The following is a 17,131-nucleotide window of genomic DNA, read 5'->3' as shown; positions in this document are numbered from 1 at the left end:
CCTGTCATGGCATCCCGGACAGGAACCGCCGCAGCAGCGCGTTCACCCTGTCCGGGGCGTCCTGCTGCACCCAATGCGATACCCCGGGCAGGCGTTCCACCGCCAGATGACGCACGTAGCGTTCGGTGCCGCGCAGGCAGATCAGGTCGAGGGCGACATCCTGCTCGCCCCAGATCACCAGGGTCGGCACCTCGATGATGCGCGACAGGCCGGGCGTCTTCTGTCCGGGCAGCCGCATGGCGCGGTACCAGTTCAGCATGGCGGTGGCGGCGCCGGGCTGCGCGATCTGGTCGGCGTAGACCGCCAGGATCTCCGGCGGCAGCGACAGGCCGGCGAACATGCGGCGAACCGAAGCTCCCCGCTTGGCCGCCAGCAGGCGGTCGGGCAGCATCGGGATCTGGAAGAACGCCACATACCAGGAGCGCCGCTTCTGGCGCCAATGCCGGAGGGCATCGCGGAAGCAGAGCGGGTGGGGAACGTTCATGATCACCAGCCGCTCGAGCGGACGGACCCGTGCCGCCGCGAAGCACCAGGCCACCATCGCGCCCCAGTCATGGCCGATCAGGGTGACGCTGGTGGCGCCGGACGCATCGATCAGGGCCGCGATGTCGGCGACAAGCTCGGCGAGCGCGTAGGCCGGCACCCCGCGCGGACGGGAGCTGCGCCCGTAGCCGCGCTGGTTCACCGCCCAGACGCGATAGCCGAGGCCGGCCAGCACCGGCATCTGGTGGCGCCAGGACACCGCATGCTCGGGGAAGCCGTGCAGGCAGAGCGCCAAGCGATCGCCCTCGCCGGCCTCGACTACCTCGAACCGCTGACCGTTCGCCTCGACGAAGATGGTCTGCATGGGTGTCTGGCGCCCGGTTGCCTCGCGCATCGTGGCGCCGGTCATGGGCTCTCCTCGACGGGTGCGACGTCCGGGGTGCGGATGAAGGACAACAGGACGCCGATCCCGAACCAGAGGATCCAGAGCAGCGCCAGACGCCACGGCAGGCTCTGCAGCAGCAGCCCCACGGTGGCGAGCTGCGCCGCGATGGCGAGGATCGAGACCAGCAGCAGCAGCGGGCGCGGGATCGCCAGCGGCGAGCGTGCATAGGCCTCCGGATCGGCCCGCGCGTTGAGCGAGGCGCAGGCGATCGACAGGATCGCCGAGCCGCTCGCCCCCAGGCCGCCGATGCGTATGACGTCGGCGACGTCGATCCTGGCGAGCAGCGGCACCGCTCCGATCAGGCCGAGCAGGCAGAGCGGGAAGATCGGCGCGCCGCGACGGTTGGGCGTGGCCAGGGATCGTGGCAGCCAGTTGTCGCGGCACACCATCAGGATGCTCCGGCTGCCCCAGAGCAGGTGGGTGTTCATGATGCCGAGCATGCTGACGATGCCGGTGCCGATCGCGAACGCCACCGCGCCGGTGCTTCCCATCACATGCTGCGCCACCACGCCCAGGCTCGGCGCCTCCGGGAGGCCGGGAACGCAGGCAGCGACCAAAGCCACAGCGACGTAGAGGGCGGCAGCGGCGGCGGTGGCGCCGAGGATGGCGACCGGCACGTCGCGCGCCGGACGCTTCATCTCGCCGGCAAGCTCGGACACCAGCGTGGCGCCGCTGATCGGGAAGGTCAGCAGCGCCGCCGCCGCCAGCAGGCTGAACCAGCCATTCGGCAGCAGGCGCGCCAGACGGTGCGGATCGATGGCCGGGATGCCGGCCAGCGCCAGCGCCGCCAGTGCCACCGCAACCAGCGCCACCACCACGATGTTGGCGCCTCCGGACACCTCGGTGCCGAGCAGGTTCAGGCCCAGCACCAACGCCAGCGCGAACAGGCCGGCCGCCGGCGCCGGGACGACAGGCAGCAGGGCGTGCAGCGAAGTACCGAAGGTCGCTGCATAGGCGGCGAGCGCCACATGGGTGCCGAGCACCATCCAGAAGCCGAGGAACCCCGCCCGGGGATGGATGAAGCGCGCGGGCCAGCGGTACAGTGCGCCGGAGACCGGCCGGGCGGCGCCGAGCACGGCATAGGGCAGGCTGACGAGCAGGACGACAATGCAGGCGATCCCGTAGGCCAGCGCGGCGCCGGCGCCGGTCATCCCGACCGCGGTGCCGGTCAGCACGATCACCCCGCCGCCGATCACCTGCTTCAGCGCCACCGAGAAGGCGATCGGCAGTCCGATCCGCCCGTGCAGGTCAGTACCGGAAGCGGAAGCCCTCATTCGTCGCGCCACGGGAGTTGCCGCACGGCCGGGACGGCGAACAACGCAAGCGTGCTGACGATCGCGAAGCAGCCGCCGAACAGCAGCACGGCCGACGGCCCGGCGAGATGCGCGGCCGGCCCGGCGAGCGCGAAGCCCAGGGGCGAGAGCGCGATGGTGCCGAGCCAGTTGTAGGCCGAGACCCGCGACAGCAGCGTCTCCGGAACGTTGCGCTGGATCACGGTGTCGAACAGCGACAGGAACAGGGCGACCCCGGCGCCGGAGATCACCGAGACCGCGAGCAGCAACGGCAGCGGCGCATGCAGGGCGAGCAGGATGGGCGTGCCGGCGAGGCCCAGGCTGCCGAGCAGGGCGACCACCAGGGGGCGCTTCGGCCGCAGCCGCATCGCGAACAGCGCGCCGGCAAGCCCGCCGACGCCATCGGCCGCCAGGATGGCGCCCCAGGCAATCGAGCCGCTGCCGTGGCTGAACAGAGTGGCCCCGATGACCAGGAACGGGGAGAAGGTGAACAGCTGCGCCAGTCCGCCCTGCGCCACCACCGACCACAGCCAGCGCCGCTCGCGAAACCCCTGCCAGCCTTTGATGAGGCCGATGCGCACCGGCTCGGGCTCAGGCTTCTCGGCCGGACGCGGCCGCAGCCTGACCAGGCAGAACAGGCTGACCGCGTAGGTCATGGCGTCGGCCGCCACCGCCGACCAGGCGCCGACGGTGGCGATCAGCACTCCCGCGATGCCGGGCCCGGATACCCGCGCCACCGCCTTCGACAGGCCGAGCAGCGCATTTGCGTCCTGCAGGCGCTCGCCGCTGACGATCTGCGGCACGAAGCCGGTCAGCGACGGATTGAAGAAGGCTTGCCCCACCCCGAGGGTGGCGGAGAGCAGCATGATGACCCACACCGCCGGATGCCCCGACACCAGCAGGATGGTCAGCAGCGTCTCGCTCAGCAGGCGCAGCACGTCGGCGGCAATCATCACCCGGTGGCGGGGCATGCGGTCGGCGATGGCGCCACCCAGCAGCAGCAGCAGGACGAGCGGGATGGTCTCGGCGGCGAGCACGGCGCCCACTGCGCCGGAGCCGTGACCGCCCTTAAGGACCACGAAGGAAAGCGCCACCGGGACCATGGAGGAGCCGGCAAGCGAGGCGGTGAAGCCGATGAAGAACAGCCGGCAGTCGCGCTCGCGAAGCACCCCGAGACGGGTGTCGACGAACATGCGGATCGCCGACTGGTTGGTGACCGCAGGCGCCGCGTCAGTCGCGGGCATCGTGCTGTCGTGGTTGGGCGGACGGTCCACCGGCGGCTACTTGAAGGCCATCGGTCGCTCGTCGAGCATCCGGCGTTCCCAGCGCAGCGACGAGCCGACGATATTGTCCAGTCCGGCGCGGCGCGGATGCCAGCCCAGCACCTGCCGCACCCGCTCGGCACGCGCGACCAGGGCGGGAATGTCACCGGGACGACGCGGCGAGAAACGCACCGGCAGGCGATGCCCGGTCTCCGCCTCGATCGCACGGATCACCGATCGCACGGAATGGCCGGTGCCGTACCCACAATTCAGCGTCTCCGATGGGCCGCCTTGCTCGAGATACCGCAAGGCCAGCACATGAGCGTCGGCAAGGTCGGACACGTGGATGAAGTCGCGCACGCAGGTGCCGTCGGGCGTGTCGTAGTCGGCACCGAACACCTCGAGCGCACCACGCTGGCCGGTGGCGACCTCGCAGGCGACCTTGATGAGATGCGACGCTCCCGGTGTGCGCTGGCCAATACGCCCGCGCATATCGGAGCCGGCGACGTTGAAGTAGCGCAGTACCGCAAGGCGCATCCCATGGGCGGCGGCGAGATCGGACAGCATGCGCTCGGCGGCGAGCTTGCTGCTGCCATACGGCGAGATCGGAGCGAGCTCGGCCTGCTCGTCGACGGTGCCGGCGGACGATGGTCCGTAGACGGCAGCGGTCGAGGAGAATACCAGCCTTCGCACGCCCGCCATCACGCAGCTCTCCGCAAGAGCGAGCGTGTTGCAGAGATTGTTGCGCCAGTAGCTGATCGGACGTTCGAGCGATTCCGAGACAATTAGCGAGCCGGCGATATGCAGCACCGTGCCGATCCGGTGGTGGCGAAGCGTGTCGCGGACCAGTGCGGCATCGCCGGTGCTGCCGTGCACGAACTTGACGCCGTCCGGCAACGCGGCCAGGCTTCCGGTGGAGAGATCGTCGAGCACGACCACCGGAATGTTTTCGTCGCGCAGGGCGAGAGCGACATGGCTGCCGATATAGCCGGCACCACCGGTGACCAGCACCGGACCATCGACGTTCATGACAGGGCTCCAATGGACGTCACGATGCTGGCGCCGGGAATGGTGGAAAGCAGCGCCGGCGTCATGCGCTCGCAACGAAAGCGGTCCTGCAGGCCGGTCTCGGCCAGCATCGTCGCCAACCGATCCTTGCCGCCGAACTGGAAGCCGAGCTGGCTTTCGTACGCTTCGCAAGCCAGGCTGCGTGGCTGCGGCTCGACCGGCACCGCAATCTCGTCGAGGCGCGCCATGATGTCGGCGAACGGGACCCGCTCGGCGGCGCGAACGACGTAGGGGAAATCCCGCCACCAGAGCATGGGAGATTTCGTCGCCAGAGACAGTATGGCGCTTACTGCGATGACATGATCGACATGCCCGCCGATTGCCTGGGGCGCCAGCAGCAGGTCAGGTCGCAGTTGTTCGAGAAGGTCCTGCAGCGCCGGACGAAGCAAGTCGGCAGCCTTGTCCTCGGCGTGCACCGGCCCGAACAGCTCCTTTGCAGACTCGTAGCCGCGATGCGGGGCTTCCGGGAATGGCAGCCAGCGCGCTTGCGCCATCAGGCGATCACAGGCGGTGGCGTCCTCGTGGCGCCTGAGCTCCATGTAGTCGACCGATGCCTCGAGGCCCTTGTCGAGTTGGCAGGCAAGCGCGAAACCCTGCGGTGCCGGGACCGACGCGGTGAACAGCGTTGCCACCACGACACGCCAGCCCGCATCCGCCAGGCGTGCCAGCGTGCCGCCGCAGGAAAACACCGCATCGTCGAGATGGGGCGATAGAGCCAGCGCGATGCGTGTCACAGCAGGTGCGGTGCTTCGCGATAGCGGCACTCGGATTCCGGTAGCACCGGATCGAAACCGTCCGGTGGTGCCTGATGGATCACCTGGCTGTACACGTCCATGATCTGCCGGCCGACCGGCTGCCAGGCGTAGGTCGACCGGCACTCCTCCAGCGCCGCGGCGGCAAGGCGCCGACGGAGTTCACTGTCGTCGATCAGCCGGCGCATGGCGTCGGCGAGTGCCGCCACATCGCCCGGCTGCACCAGCAACCCGTTCTCGTCGTCGCGGATGCAGTCCATCACGCCGACCGCCACGCACGACACGATCGGCAACCCGCTCGCCATGGCCTCCAGCACGGTATTGGAGAAACCCTCCATGTAGGTCGGCGACACGAACACGTCCTGGTCGTGATAGACCCGTGGCGCGTCGTCATAGGCGGCAACGCCGGTGAAGCGGACCGCCTGGTCAAGACCGCGCTCTGCGACCAGGGCCTTTGCCGCGTCGAGGTCCGGACCGATGCCGGAGATGGTGGCGACGAACGGCTTGTCGCCGGCACGCAGCAGGACCAGCGCCTCGATGAAGTCAAGCACGCCTTTCCGCCGGTCGACCCGCCCGTGATACAGGAGACGTACGGGCTGGTGCGCCTGCCCGATGACATGTCCTTCCGCAGGCCGGAAGCGCGACACATCCACCGCGCCCGGCACGATGGTGAACAGCGACCGATCAACGGAGAGGCGCTCGACCACCTCGCCTGCGAAGCTCTCGCAGCCGATCAGCACGGCGTTGGCGTGCTGCAGCACACGCAGCATGCCGAGCCGGTGCATCTCGCAGCACGATCCCACCCAGTGACCGTCGCCACCCTGGATCGACACCACGCAGGGCAGCCCGAGTTCACGCGCTGCCAACAGTACCGCCCAGCCGTTCGGGTAACCGTACTGGGCATGCAACAGGTCGAACGGCTGCTTTGCATGCTCCTCCCGGATGGTCTGGACCATGTCGTCGATGTCGCGCTCGAAGCGACCGCCTTCCTCCTCGCCGAGGGATCGGCGACCGATGACGGTGACGCCGGGAACCGGAGGTGGCGGTCCGCCGCCGTAGACCCGCGTGCCGACCGGATCACCGCGGTATTGGCTCACCATGGTGACGTCATGACCGGCTTCGACCAGTTCATGCAGCAGGTTGGAAGCGTACACGCTCATCCCGCTGATCGCCGGGAAATACCGGCGCGAGCAGAACAGGATCCTCATGCGGCGGCACGTGCCCGGCGACACGCGCGGATCCATTCCAGCGCGTGCGGCACCATCGTGTCGGCCCGGCCGCTATCGGAAGACAGCTCGACACAGACCAGGCGACGGAAGTCGATCTGTTCCAGGGCGTCGAGACAGGCCGGGATATTCATGTCGCCATCGCCGAATGCCAGATGCTGGTGAACGCCACGCTTCATGTCCTCCAGCGAGACGCTGCCGATGCGGCGATCGAATTCGAGGATGGCTTCCTCCGGCACGCGCTCCTGCGTCACCATGACGTGCCCAAGGTCGAGGGCGAGCTCCAGGGACGGAAAGCGCTTCTGCAGGGCGGCATACTGATCGACATTGCGGACCACAACCTCGACCTCCGGCTCCGGCTCCATCGCAGCCGGGACGCCGACGCGCTCGGCATGGGCGAGCACCTGTTCGACACCCTCGTCGAGCCAGATCCGGGCGTCGGCGACCGGCACGCCCGGCTTCAGTGCGCCGGCCCAGAACGACATCACTTCCGCGCCCAGCATGGCGCCGATATCCAGGCAGCGGCGCAGGTATTCGAGGCGCAGCGCACGTCCCTCGGGGGCGGCGCTGACCAGCGTCGGCTGGTGACGATCGCGGGGATCGAGCACGAAGCGCGCACCGCTCTCGATCACCACGCCCAGGTTGCGCCCGGATAGGGTGCGGGCCAGCGTTTCCGTGCGTTGCTGCCAGCCCTCGTTCATCGGGTCCAGCACATGATGGTCGAGCGTCAACGCGATGCCGTCATAGAAGCTGTCCGCGATGAGCGCGACGGCATCCTCCATGCGGTGATGAACCGTGCCATTTGTGTTGTAGGCAAAACGAAGTGCCATGATTAGTCCTCCAGGATCTGGATGGCGCGTGTCACGAATGCGACGCCTCGCGTAGCTGCCGGAATGACTGGGCGGCGAAACAGCCGGGCTCGCGATAGAGGGGGTACAGGCTGCCGACGAGCTGGTCGGCATAGGCGGCGTCGAACCAGGCAGGTCCGCCCGCACGCGCCTCGTCGTCCGGCGAGAGCAGCACGCGGCGCGCATCCCCGGTCGGGCTATCGAGGATCAACCGGTCGCCACGGGCCCGCAGCTGCTGAACGCCGCGCCAGCCGATCCGCCCATAGCTCATGGTCTCGCTTTCCAGCCCGGGGACCACGACCTTCACGGCCTTCACGACGTCATCGGGTGGCGAGCAGACCACCACCACAGGCTCGAGATCCTCGGCAGCCAGGCGGTTCAGCAACAGCTGGAGCCGGGCCGCGGAACTGATGGTCTGTCCGGAGTCCGCATCCGGCAACGTGGAGAACGCAACCGTGCTGGTGTGCGAGAACACCGTGCTCTCCAGGCGGGTACGCAGGCCGGCCGCGTCCATGTCCAGCCATTCCGCCATCGCGGACAGCGCACGCGGCTCTTCATGGTCTAGCTGCACCGCAGCGAGCTGGCGCTCCATCTGGTCCGCCGGCATCACCGTCCGCAGCAGCTCCAGCTCGCCGTGGGTGCCGATCTTGCGGGCGCGCGAACCGCAGAACTCGAGCAGCGCCTTGCGCAACGCCCGGTTGCGATCCGGATGCGCCGCCTCCCCGCAGGCCGTCACCTGCAGGGGTGAGATCGGCGAGCCGCGATCATCGCCGACGACGTACAGGTTGGTGATGTCGAAGTCGGTGCCGGCCAGCTTTGCCGTGACCACGATCCCGAGTTGCTTCAGATGGTCGAGCAGCCCCGCCACCATCGGGTCACCGACGGCATCGAGATCGATGACGACGCCCTGGTCGAGGGCGCGGAACCTGACCACGTTGCCGTGCCGCTGCAGCAGCTCCATGATGCCGTGCGCGACTGCGTGCTCGAGATCGAAGCCTGCGCCAAGACCATTGGTGATCGGGGTGATCAGGCGCGGCCCGGGCGGCAGGTCGGAATTGTGCGATGCCACCCATTCGTCGGGCAGCAGCACCGGTTCACCGGAACGCCAGCGTCGGCCCTCGACCCACCGCAGCCTCGTATCCCCGTCGTAGGAGGCGCCGGCGGGCAGGCACAGCTGCAGCGGATCGATCGCCGCAGCGGCACCACGCGTGCGGACCAGTTCGTTGTAGGACGAGACGAAGCCGGGGTTTTGCTCGACCCACCGGGCGTTGTGCACCTCTTCGCAGAGTTCGCCGAGGGCGCCGACCTCGGCCTCGACCAGCTCGAAGCCATAGCCGTGTCCGGTCAGCGCCGGCTTGCCAGGTGACAACAGGTTGGCCTGCACCACCGCAATGCCGGTGCGGTCCAGTCCCTGCAGCGGAACGACGATCGTCTCGCCGGCGGTCTTGACGGAATGCCGGAACGCGGCCGCGATATCCTGCAACTCGCTCATTTCATGCTCCTGCGCTTCAGGTCCTCGATCGGGATCCGCCGCACCGCGGGAGGGTCGCGCATGCCGTCCTGCAGCACCGCGACCGCCATGCCGGGCGTGATGCCGGTGCCGATCTCGAACGGCGTGCACACGGTGTCGAAATCAAGCGGTTCGACAACCGCGCGATAGCGGGAAAGTTCGGCGGGTGTCAGCGGGATGTCCTTGTGGAAGGCCTTGTGCGACGACATCGCCACGTTGTTGCCGAGCGAATCCTGGTCGATCTTGAAGGCATCTCCGCAGAACAGGGTACGACGCCGCGGATCGTGCAGTACCGCCTGCCCCTCGTAGTGGCCGCCGACATGCACCAGCGTCTGGCCGGTAGGGAGCTCGAGCCGGTCGTCGAACGGCCAGTTCACGCGGAACGCCTTCGTCATGCGCAGATCCTCACGCTGGATCGCCACGATCTCGGGCTGGAACTCGCGCTGCAGTTGCCAGAGCGCGCCATATCCGTGCACGTGGCTGGCGCTCAGATAGCGTATCCCTCCAAGCCGGTGGATTTCATCGAGCATCGGCGGCGTGTAGTACGGCGCGGCCTCGAAGGCGACGTTGCCACGCGGGTCCGGCAGCAGCCATCCGGTGCCGTTCAGGCCGAACCGCGGCCCGGTGGTGAAGGCCACCATGTCACGACCCACCTTTCGCCAGCTCCCGGTCAGCATGGCAGCCACCGCAGCCTCGGTGCGGAAATCCCAGCCATCCTCGGGCAGGTCGTTGCGAACGTCGGTGCAGACGGGGCAGTCCGGCGGCGTGGCGAAATAGTGCTGCCAGTGACCGCAGTTCGAGCAGGCGAAATAACTCAGCGGCATGCCGGGGATTCCGCGAGAGCCGCACTCTGGTCGTAGGCGCGCTGCAGCAGGCGCATCGTCCGCAGGTCGCGAACGGCATCGAAATCGTCACGCGGGCCGCCGCGAACAGCCTCGCCGAAGGCGTTCATCTGCCGCGTGAACGGCGAGGCGTGCGCATTCTCCACGGCGATCGGTGTCGCCTGACCGGAGGCTGCATCGTGCAGGATGAGCGAGCCGCCGGGCTCCTGCCCCATGGTGTTCTCCGCCACCAGCATGCCGCCAGTGCCGATCACCTCCAATCTCCGGCGCGGCAAGCTCTCCGGATGATTATAGGCCACATGCAGCGAAGCCAGCACGCCGCCGCGGGTGCGGCCCAGGATCATCGCGCCATCATCGACCGCGTAGCGATGCACGCGGTGCTGGACCAGGGCGGTGACGGTTTCGATGGGATCCCCGAGCAAGAAATGCACGAGATCGAGTCCGTGCGGCGCCAGATCCATCAGCGCCCCGCCCCCGGCCGCGGCGGGGTCGATACGCCAGTTCGATGCGTCTTCGGTCGCCGACCAGTCGGCACCCAGCCAGCAGGCATAGCAGATGCGTATCGCGGTGACCGTCCCGAGGCGACCGTTCCGCAGCATGTCACGCATGGCGGCGTGCGACGGATGGTGTCGCTGATCGAAGGCGGTTCCGTACAGTACGCCGGTCCGGATGGCCGCAGCCGCGATCGCCTCCGCCTCGACAACGGTGGCTGCCATCGGCTTCTCGCACAGCACCGGGCGGCCGGTTTCGAGAGCGGCGACGGCGGGGTCGCGGTGCCGATGGTTCGGTGTGGCGACATAGACGATTTCGACGGCCGGATCCGCCAGCAGAGCATCCACCGACGAATGGGCAACGATCCCCGCAGCGCGAGCTGCCGCCTGCGCGGTCGCCGAAGGATCGTGGATCGCATGCACGCGATGTCCGGCCGCCTGGATCGCGGGGGCGGCGAAATCACGCGCCACCCAGCCGTAGCCGACGATCCCCCAGTTGAGCGGCCCTGCGACGGCGATCACCCCCACCGCTCCGGCAGGTCGACCAGTTCGCGGCGCCTGATGCATTCGGCCGGCGCCTGGCTGCGAAGCATGCTGGGCGGCATCCGGCTCCTTTCGGGATAGGTAGCCCGTTCGGCGTACTCGCGCCGGTATCGCTCCGAGGGCCACTCGACCTCGCCGTCGGCGGCGTAGAGCGGATTGCGACGCAACAATGCGTCGCTGTGGGGCAGGCCGAGCCAGCCTTCGACAGGACGCGCAGGCCCCTTCCCGATCGCCAGCCCGAATGCCTCCACATGCGCCAGGTCGTCCGGATGCGCGATCGCAGCCGCACGGGCCTCGACCAGCGCCCGGGTCAGTTCGCTGTCATCGTAGATCGTAGCGTCTGGCGCCATCGCTTGAAGGTCGGGGGCCGTCATCGCGGCGCCCGAGGAAAGGTTGGGCCAGTCGCGGTTATGGACGTGGCTCACCAGCAGCACGCCGGAGCCGGACAACGCGCGCAGGCGATCGAGAATAACTGCCTTGGGCTCCAGGAAATAGAAGGCGTCGTGACAGGCGACAAGGTCGAATTCCTGTCCCGCGATCGGCCAGGGCGCCGCGGCGTCGAAGCAGATCAGGGTCGCGTTCCGGACGATCCAGTGACGGGCGATCCACAGCTTCGAGAAAACCACGTCCGCACCAACGACGGTCACGCCCTGCTGGTGAAGCGCGCGAAGATGGTGCCCGATCCCGCAGGCGAGCTCGAAAGCGACCGACGGGTCGTTCCAATGCGCCTCTGTGAGGGCGAGGCCGGCAAGGAACGTGGGGTCGGTCCAACGGTGGGAAAAATAGTCGCCGACGCGGCCCCAGCCCAGATGCGTCATCGCTTCCCGCAATGTCAGCTGGTCACGTTGCCTGATCAGGCCGAGCAGGGAGCCTGGTGCCATCGGAGGGCCGGTCCACCAGTCATCCTGATCAGCGAGCAGCAACGCCAACGCCGCGTCCGGGCGGCCCTCATCCAGGTGACGTAGCGATGCTTCCACCAGCGCTTCACGACCGACGCGGAGGAAGGGAATGCCATCGACGACGGGCCACCGGCGTTCGCCGTCATGAAGAGCGTGTGGGCCGTCGCGCCGCAACTTCTGTCCGTTCGCAGGGCTCAGCAGTCCGGTCACGTCAGCAGGCCTGCAGCGCGCAGCAACTCATCCTGGAACGCCTTCACCGGGCCGTCATGGACAAGCGCCATGTCGTTCAGCACGTAGTTCAGGTCGAGGCGGCCGGCGCGCAGGTGCTGGTCGATCTGCCACACACGATCCAGCGTATCGGCCGCATGGAAAGCCCGGCCTTCCGGCGTCTCGGCATCGGCAAGACAATGCCGCGCATTGCGGACACGATCACGCAGGTCCGGTGACAGCCCGTCCAGTGCGCGCTCCGTCGCGCGCTGCATGACGGGTTCTAGCTGGTCTCCTAGCAGCACTTCGCCGGCAAAACCGGAGTCTGGCAGGAACGCGTTGTGGAGATGATGAGCCATCCCGGCAAGCCAGACCGTCACCGGATCTGCTCCGAAACCTTGCGCGAGCGCCACGCCGAAGACGGCAACGGCCCAGCAATGCTCGGCGTGGTTTTCCGGCGGCTCCAGGATGATGCGAGGACGGCCCGGGCAGGTGATGCCGGCGCGGGGCTGGTGTGCAAGCAGAACAGCGAAGCCGGGCGCCGGCTGGTCTTGTGGCAATGCTGCAGCTTCGCCGAACCAAGGCAGGCTCCGAACTGACCGGGCGGCCTCTTGCAGGATCCGCGCTGCAACTTCGGGAGCTACATCGAGGTCGTGCAATGTGTTGCTGTCGATATCGCCGAGGACCGAGGCTGCGGCGGTGGCAGTCACGCATGACCGCATCACGTCTTCGACATCGACCCCGTTGTCGAGGGCGGACCATGAATTCAGGAACAGGCGCTCGCCAATGCTGCCGCCACGCGAGGCCGACCGCACTCGCTTGAGCTCGCCGATTTCTCTCAGGGACGACAACAGAGCCAGATCGAGATGGAGAAACAGGAGCCAATCCTCGGCGCGGAATGCGGATGCACTGATCTAGAGGGTTGGCGAACGTCTCCATTCCTACGAGGTTCCAGGCCCAGGCATCGGGCAGCTGCTGCCGTCCTCGTGATGAGGGGCGGGCGGCTTCGAAGGATTTCAGCCAGGCTTCAGCGCCTGCTCGAGGTCAGCCACGATATCATCGATATGCTCGATGCCGATCGACAGGCGCACGTAGCCCGTGCTCACCCCGGTCGCCTGCTGCTCGATCTCGGTAAGCTGTGAATGGGTCGTCGTAGCCGGATGGATCGCAAGAGAGCGGGCGTCGCCGATGTTGGCCACGTGATAGAACAGCCTGAGGCGCTCGATGAAATTCCGCCCGGCCTCCGCGCTACGCAATTCGAAGCCGACCAGCGCCCCATGGCCACCACGCAAGATGGCATCCGCGCGTCGACGGGCCTCGCCGGTCTGCAGGGACGGATGCACCACGCGCACGACGGCTTCATGCCCGTTCAGGTAAGCGGCCACGGCTTCGGCATTCGCGCTGTGCTGCCGCATGCGCAGCGGCAGGGTCTCGAGGCCCTGGATCAACTGGAATGCCGAGAAGGGCGACAAGGCAGCGCCAAGATCGCGCAGCAGCACGACGCGCGTCCGCAGGGCGAAGGCGACCGGTCCAAGCGGCTTCGCAGCTTCGATCCAGTTCACGCCGTGATAGGCATTGTCCGGCTGCGACAGCAGGGGGAAGCGCTCGGCATGCTGCTCCCACGGGAAGGTGCCGCCATCGATGATCACGCCGCCGATGGTCGTGCCGTGGCCGCCGATGAACTTGGTCGCCGAATAGACCACCACAGCCGCGCCGTGATCGAGCGGCCGGGCAATCACCGGCGAGGCGGTGTTGTCGACGATGAGCGGGATCCCGAGCCGGCGTCCCAGGGCGGCGACCTCGGCGACCGGGAAGACCTCCAGCTTGGGGTTGGGCAGGGTCTCGCCATACCAGGCCCGGGTCCGCTCGTCGGACACCCGGGCAAAGGCCTCAGGATCCGCTGGGTCGACGAACCGGGCCTCGATGCCGAGCCGCCCGAGCGTGTTGGCGAACAGCGCCCATGTGCCACCATAGAGGTCGGTCGAGCTCACGATATTGTCGCCTGACTGCGCCACCGTCAGCACCGCCATGGCGGACGCGGCCTGGCCGGAGGCAAGCGCCACCGCGGCCGCTCCGCCCTCGAGCGCGCTCAGGCGCGTCTCCAGCACGTCGTGGGTCGGATTGCCGATCCGCGTGTAGATGTTGCCAGGTTCCTCCAGTCCGAACAGCCGGGCGGCGTGGGCGGTGTTGTGGAACTGGTAGGAGGTGGTCTGGTAGATCGGCACCGCAACGGCGCCGGTCGCCGGATCGGCCCGCCAGTTGCCGCCGTGCAGGGCCAGCGTCTCGGGCCGCCAATGGGCGCGCTGTTCTGGCGGGGTCACCGGGGCATCTGCACTGGCCATGGCTGCTCTCCTGCACGGTCGATGAACGTTGATTTTTGATATGAACACCTGTCGGCCGTGCAAAAGCCAGTGCGCAAGCGGGGGTACTACGCTCTCCGGCTGCTGGTTGTTCAAACGACTGGACTATGTGATCGTTAAGGCATCCGTACTGCGAGAGGACCGGCCTTGATCCTGCATTTCATGCCCTCGCCGCGATTGCACGGCGCGATGGACCACATCCGCAAGGCGGTTGCGATCGTCGCGTGCACGGGGCTTTGGCTTCTTGGGATCGCCCCGGCCCACGCCGCCGAGACGATCGGGATCTCGTTCGCCTACTACGATCCGCTCAGCCTGGTCCTGAAGGAAAAGGGGTTCCTGCAGGAAGCGGTCGGAACTGGCGTGCAGGTTCGCTGGATCCTGAGCCAGGGCAGCAACAAGGCGCTGGAGTATCTTCGAAGCAATTCGATCCAGTTCGGCCAGACATCGGGCTCGGCTGCCTTGCTCGGCCGCACCAACGGCACACCGGTGCAGGTCATCGCCACCACCGCGCTTTCGGAATGGACCGCGCTGGTGGTCCGACGAGATGAGAAGCTCTCCGGCCTAGCAGACCTGAAGGGCAAGCGCGTCGCGGTGACGCCGGGCACCGATCCGAACATCTTCCTGCTGCGCGCACTCGCCACCGTCGGCCTGGGTGCCGGGGACATCGTCGTCGTGCCGCTGCAGCATCCTCTGGGCCGGCAGGCGCTCGACAGCGGCCAGGTCGACGCCTGGGCGGGGCTCGACCCGTTCATGGCGGAAGCCCAGTTGCAGAACCACGACCACCTTCTGTACCGCAACAGGAGCCTGGTGTCCCCCGGCACCTTGCTGGTACGCGAGGATTTCGAAGCGGCGCATCCCGAGATCGTCAGGCAGGTGCTGCATGCCTACGCGAGGGCCCGAAGCTGGGCGATCGCCAATCCGGCTTCGGTCGCGCAGATCCTGGGGCAGGCGACCGGCCTCAGCCTTGACATCGCGAAGCTCCAGCTAAGCCGCATCGATTTTGCTGGCGAGGCGGTTGGGCCGGAGCAACGGGCCAGCATCCTGGCGGCAGCGCCGATCCTGAAGAGCAGCGGCAAGATCACTACCGGCGCCGACATCGACAAGGCCGCCGCGACCCTGGTCAACACCAAGTTCACGACGGAACTCGGCCTGGATTGACGATGCGGCGCCTGCATCTGCCAGGGTCGACGGGCCTGATACTACCGGCCTGTGTGCTGGGGTTGTGGGAGATCGCGACGGCAAGTGGAGAGGTCGGCGCTGCCGTGCTGCCGCCGCCGCTGCAGGTCGTCCGGGCCCTGATCGCGATGGCATCGAGCGGCGAGCTGATGCAGGCGGTGGGAGCCACCATCGGACGGCTTGCCGGCGGGTTTCTGCTGGGCGCTGTCGCAGGCACCGTTCTGGGGGCGTTGAGCGGCGCGTCGGGGTTTGCGAGGCGTATGCTCGACCCGACGATCCAGGCGCTGCGCAGCGTGCCCTCGCTGGCCTGGGTGCCGTTGTTCATCCTCTGGCTGGGTATCTTCGAGGCGTCGAAGATCAGCCTGATCGCGGTCGGCGTGTTCTTCCCGATCTACCTCAACCTGATGAGCGGCATCGCCGGCGTCGACCGCAAGCTGCTCGAGGTCGGCAGGGTGCACGGATTGTCCCGGCCGCAATGCCTGTTGCGGATCCAACTGCCGGCCGCGCTGCCGTCCTACATCGTAGGGCTGCGCAGCGAGCTGGGGCTGGGCTGGATGTTCGTGTCCGCAGCTGAACTGCTTGGGGCGTCGAGCGGGTTGGGTTTCGTGCTGGACGACGGCGAGCAGACCGGGCGGCCCGAGCGGATTCTCGCGGCGATCCTGCTGTTCGGGATCTGCGGCAAGGCGACCGATCTTGTCCTGGCCGCGATCGGCGCCCGCCTGGTGGCCTGGCAGGATACGGACCTACGCTGATGGCTCATGATCTTCTGGTCGAGAGGCTGAGCAAGTCCTATGGCGCCGCGACGGTGCTTGGCCCGATCGATCTGCGCCTGGAGGCCGGCACCATCACGGTGATCATCGGACGCAGCGGCTGCGGCAAGACGACGCTGCTGCGTTGCCTGGGCGGTCTGGAGCAGCCTGACAGCGGCATGATCCGCATCGGCGACGGCCTGCTGAAGCCCGAACTGGTCGGATACGTGTTCCAGGAACCGCGGCTGATGCCGTGGCTGACGGTGGCGGACAATGTCGGGTTCGGGCTGAGGCGCTACGAGAAGGCAGACCGCGACAGGGCCGTCGGCGCGGCGCTCGATCGCATCGGTCTGCCGGAGGCGGGCCGCCTGTTGCCGAAGCAGTTGTCGGGGGGCATGGCGCAGCGGGTGGCGCTGGCACGGGGGCTGGTGGGGGAACCCGAGGTCCTGCTGCTCGACGAGCCGTTCAGCGCGTTGGATCCGTTTACGCGAGAGCAGATGCAGGATCACCTGCTGCAACTGCACCGCATGTACGCCACGACGATTGTCCTGATAACGCACGACATGGATGAGGCGCTGGTTCTCGCCGATCGCATCCTAGTAATGCGCGGACGCCCGGGCCTGATCGAATCCAACCTTGCGATCGAGACGGGCAGGCCGCGGTCGCGCATTTCGGCGGATGTCTTGAGGGGTCGTATGCGGCTTGCTGCGTTGCTCTAGCGAGCCTGAACATCATGAGACAACGTGACCAGCATTGCAGTCACCCAGTCGATATCCCTAAGTGTCCAGGACGGTAATCGGCGGGATCTCGGCGATGCGTGCCCTCGGCATGGCTTGTGGACACGCAAAGACGCCGGCCAAGCTGACCAGCGTTCCGTCTCTGTTAGCGTGTTCAGTGAACTTGGTTGCGGGGACAGGATTTGAACCTGTGACCTTCAGGTTATGAGCCTGACGAGCTACCGGGCTGCTCCACCCCGCG

Annotated in this window: 16 protein-coding genes and 1 tRNA gene; 3 read left to right on the top strand and 14 right to left on the bottom strand. The window is 67.6% G+C overall.

What is annotated here, in order from left to right; all coding sequences use genetic code 11:
- Nucleotides 1–4 precede the first annotated feature (4 nt).
- The 13 genes from FE263_RS18850 to FE263_RS18790 form a co-directional block, all read right to left on the bottom strand.
- The gene (locus tag FE263_RS18850; RefSeq protein ID WP_240759938.1) at nucleotides 5–892 is read right to left on the bottom strand and encodes an alpha/beta fold hydrolase; all 888 of its coding nucleotides are present in this window, start codon (nucleotides 890–892) and stop codon (nucleotides 5–7) included.
- Nucleotides 889–2,202 carry an APC family permease gene (locus FE263_RS18845; protein WP_138327590.1) on the bottom strand — a complete coding sequence of 438 codons (1,314 nt, stop codon included), beginning with the start codon at nucleotides 2,200–2,202 and terminating at the stop codon, nucleotides 889–891. Before FE263_RS18845 ends, FE263_RS18850 begins: the two co-directional genes overlap by 4 nt.
- Nucleotides 2,199–3,464, bottom strand: coding sequence for an MFS transporter (locus FE263_RS18840; RefSeq protein ID WP_138327589.1), 1,266 nt, complete (start codon nucleotides 3,462–3,464; stop codon nucleotides 2,199–2,201). Before FE263_RS18840 ends, FE263_RS18845 begins: the two co-directional genes overlap by 4 nt.
- A 36-nt stretch (nucleotides 3,465–3,500) precedes the next feature.
- Nucleotides 3,501–4,511 carry a UDP-glucose 4-epimerase GalE gene (gene galE / locus FE263_RS18835; RefSeq protein WP_138327588.1) on the bottom strand — a complete coding sequence of 337 codons (1,011 nt, stop codon included), beginning with the start codon at nucleotides 4,509–4,511 and terminating at the stop codon, nucleotides 3,501–3,503.
- Nucleotides 4,508–5,284 (bottom strand): PIG-L deacetylase family protein, encoded by a 777-nt coding sequence (locus FE263_RS18830; RefSeq protein ID WP_205880452.1) that lies wholly within the window; start codon nucleotides 5,282–5,284, stop codon nucleotides 4,508–4,510. Before FE263_RS18830 ends, galE begins: the two co-directional genes overlap by 4 nt.
- Entirely contained in the window at nucleotides 5,281–6,510 is a 1,230-nt protein-coding gene (locus tag FE263_RS18825; protein WP_138327587.1) for a glycosyltransferase family 4 protein, read from the bottom strand. The genes FE263_RS18830 and FE263_RS18825 overlap by 4 nt, the downstream gene beginning before the upstream one ends.
- A complete protein-coding gene (locus FE263_RS18820; RefSeq protein ID WP_138327586.1) occupies nucleotides 6,507–7,358 on the bottom strand; it encodes a sugar phosphate isomerase/epimerase family protein in 852 nt (283 codons plus the stop codon). The genes FE263_RS18825 and FE263_RS18820 overlap by 4 nt, the downstream gene beginning before the upstream one ends.
- 31 nt (nucleotides 7,359–7,389) lie before the next feature.
- Entirely contained in the window at nucleotides 7,390–8,868 is a 1,479-nt protein-coding gene (locus FE263_RS18815) for a YcaO-like family protein (RefSeq protein ID WP_138327585.1), read from the bottom strand.
- A complete protein-coding gene (locus FE263_RS18810) occupies nucleotides 8,865–9,710 on the bottom strand; it encodes an MBL fold metallo-hydrolase (RefSeq protein WP_138327584.1) in 846 nt (281 codons plus the stop codon). The genes FE263_RS18815 and FE263_RS18810 overlap by 4 nt, the downstream gene beginning before the upstream one ends.
- Nucleotides 9,701–10,741, bottom strand: coding sequence for a Gfo/Idh/MocA family protein (locus tag FE263_RS18805; RefSeq protein WP_205880451.1), 1,041 nt, complete (start codon nucleotides 10,739–10,741; stop codon nucleotides 9,701–9,703). Before FE263_RS18805 ends, FE263_RS18810 begins: the two co-directional genes overlap by 10 nt.
- The gene (locus tag FE263_RS18800) at nucleotides 10,738–11,871 is read right to left on the bottom strand and encodes a class I SAM-dependent methyltransferase (RefSeq protein ID WP_138327582.1); all 1,134 of its coding nucleotides are present in this window, start codon (nucleotides 11,869–11,871) and stop codon (nucleotides 10,738–10,740) included. Before FE263_RS18800 ends, FE263_RS18805 begins: the two co-directional genes overlap by 4 nt.
- Nucleotides 11,868–12,578: an HD domain-containing protein gene (locus FE263_RS18795; RefSeq protein ID WP_205880450.1), complete on the bottom strand. Its 711-nt coding sequence runs from the start codon at nucleotides 12,576–12,578 to the stop codon at nucleotides 11,868–11,870. The genes FE263_RS18800 and FE263_RS18795 overlap by 4 nt, the downstream gene beginning before the upstream one ends.
- A gap of 306 nt (nucleotides 12,579–12,884) precedes the next feature.
- Complete coding sequence (locus FE263_RS18790) at nucleotides 12,885–14,210, bottom strand: O-acetylhomoserine aminocarboxypropyltransferase/cysteine synthase family protein (RefSeq protein WP_138327580.1); 1,326 nt, start codon at nucleotides 14,208–14,210, stop codon at nucleotides 12,885–12,887.
- 165 nt (nucleotides 14,211–14,375) lie between these two features.
- Here FE263_RS18790 and FE263_RS18785 point away from each other — a divergent pair, with 165 nt between their 5' ends.
- Genes FE263_RS18785 through FE263_RS18775 form a run of 3 tightly spaced genes read left to right on the top strand, consistent with a single transcriptional unit; the run spans nucleotide 14,376 to nucleotide 16,872 of the window.
- A complete protein-coding gene (locus FE263_RS18785) occupies nucleotides 14,376–15,386 on the top strand; it encodes an aliphatic sulfonate ABC transporter substrate-binding protein (RefSeq protein ID WP_138327579.1) in 1,011 nt (336 codons plus the stop codon).
- A 2-nt stretch (nucleotides 15,387–15,388) separates the two neighbouring features.
- Nucleotides 15,389–16,156 carry an ABC transporter permease gene (locus tag FE263_RS18780; protein ID WP_138327578.1) on the top strand — a complete coding sequence of 256 codons (768 nt, stop codon included), beginning with the start codon at nucleotides 15,389–15,391 and terminating at the stop codon, nucleotides 16,154–16,156.
- Nucleotides 16,157–16,209: 53 nt separating this feature from the next.
- Nucleotides 16,210–16,872, top strand: coding sequence for an ABC transporter ATP-binding protein (locus FE263_RS18775; RefSeq protein ID WP_240759937.1), 663 nt, complete (start codon nucleotides 16,210–16,212; stop codon nucleotides 16,870–16,872).
- A 182-nt stretch (nucleotides 16,873–17,054) separates the two neighbouring features.
- Here the strand turns inward: FE263_RS18775 and FE263_RS18770 are convergent.
- Nucleotides 17,055–17,131, bottom strand: a tRNA-Met gene (locus FE263_RS18770).

Origin of the sequence: Lichenicoccus roseus (assembly GCF_005844085.1) — a bacterium.
In the GTDB taxonomy this organism is placed as follows: Bacteria; Pseudomonadota; Alphaproteobacteria; order Acetobacterales; family Acetobacteraceae; genus Lichenicoccus; species Lichenicoccus roseus.
The sequence above is the reverse complement of the archived record's forward strand: the minus strand, read 5'-3'. Positions and strand labels throughout refer to the sequence as shown.

What these genes read in the sequence shown, in the direction of transcription:
- FE263_RS18825 (WP_138327587.1), bottom strand. Translation starts at nt 6,510, where the DNA reads ATGAGGATCCTGTTCTGCTCGCGCCGGTATTTCCCGGCGATCAGCGGG.
- FE263_RS18850 (WP_240759938.1), bottom strand. Translation starts at nt 892, where the DNA reads ATGACCGGCGCCACGATGCGCGAGGCAACCGGGCGCCAGACACCCATG.
- galE (WP_138327588.1), bottom strand. Translation starts at nt 4,511, where the DNA reads ATGAACGTCGATGGTCCGGTGCTGGTCACCGGTGGTGCCGGCTATATC.
- FE263_RS18815 (WP_138327585.1), bottom strand. Translation starts at nt 8,868, where the DNA reads ATGAGCGAGTTGCAGGATATCGCGGCCGCGTTCCGGCATTCCGTCAAG.
- FE263_RS18845 (WP_138327590.1), bottom strand. Translation starts at nt 2,202, where the DNA reads ATGAGGGCTTCCGCTTCCGGTACTGACCTGCACGGGCGGATCGGACTG.
- FE263_RS18810 (WP_138327584.1), bottom strand. Translation starts at nt 9,710, where the DNA reads ATGCCGCTGAGTTATTTCGCCTGCTCGAACTGCGGTCACTGGCAGCAC.
- FE263_RS18790 (WP_138327580.1), bottom strand. Translation starts at nt 14,210, where the DNA reads ATGGCCAGTGCAGATGCCCCGGTGACCCCGCCAGAACAGCGCGCCCAT.
- FE263_RS18780 (WP_138327578.1), top strand. Translation starts at nt 15,389, where the DNA reads ATGCGGCGCCTGCATCTGCCAGGGTCGACGGGCCTGATACTACCGGCC.
- FE263_RS18840 (WP_138327589.1), bottom strand. Translation starts at nt 3,464, where the DNA reads ATGCCCGCGACTGACGCGGCGCCTGCGGTCACCAACCAGTCGGCGATC.
- FE263_RS18820 (WP_138327586.1), bottom strand. Translation starts at nt 7,358, where the DNA reads ATGGCACTTCGTTTTGCCTACAACACAAATGGCACGGTTCATCACCGC.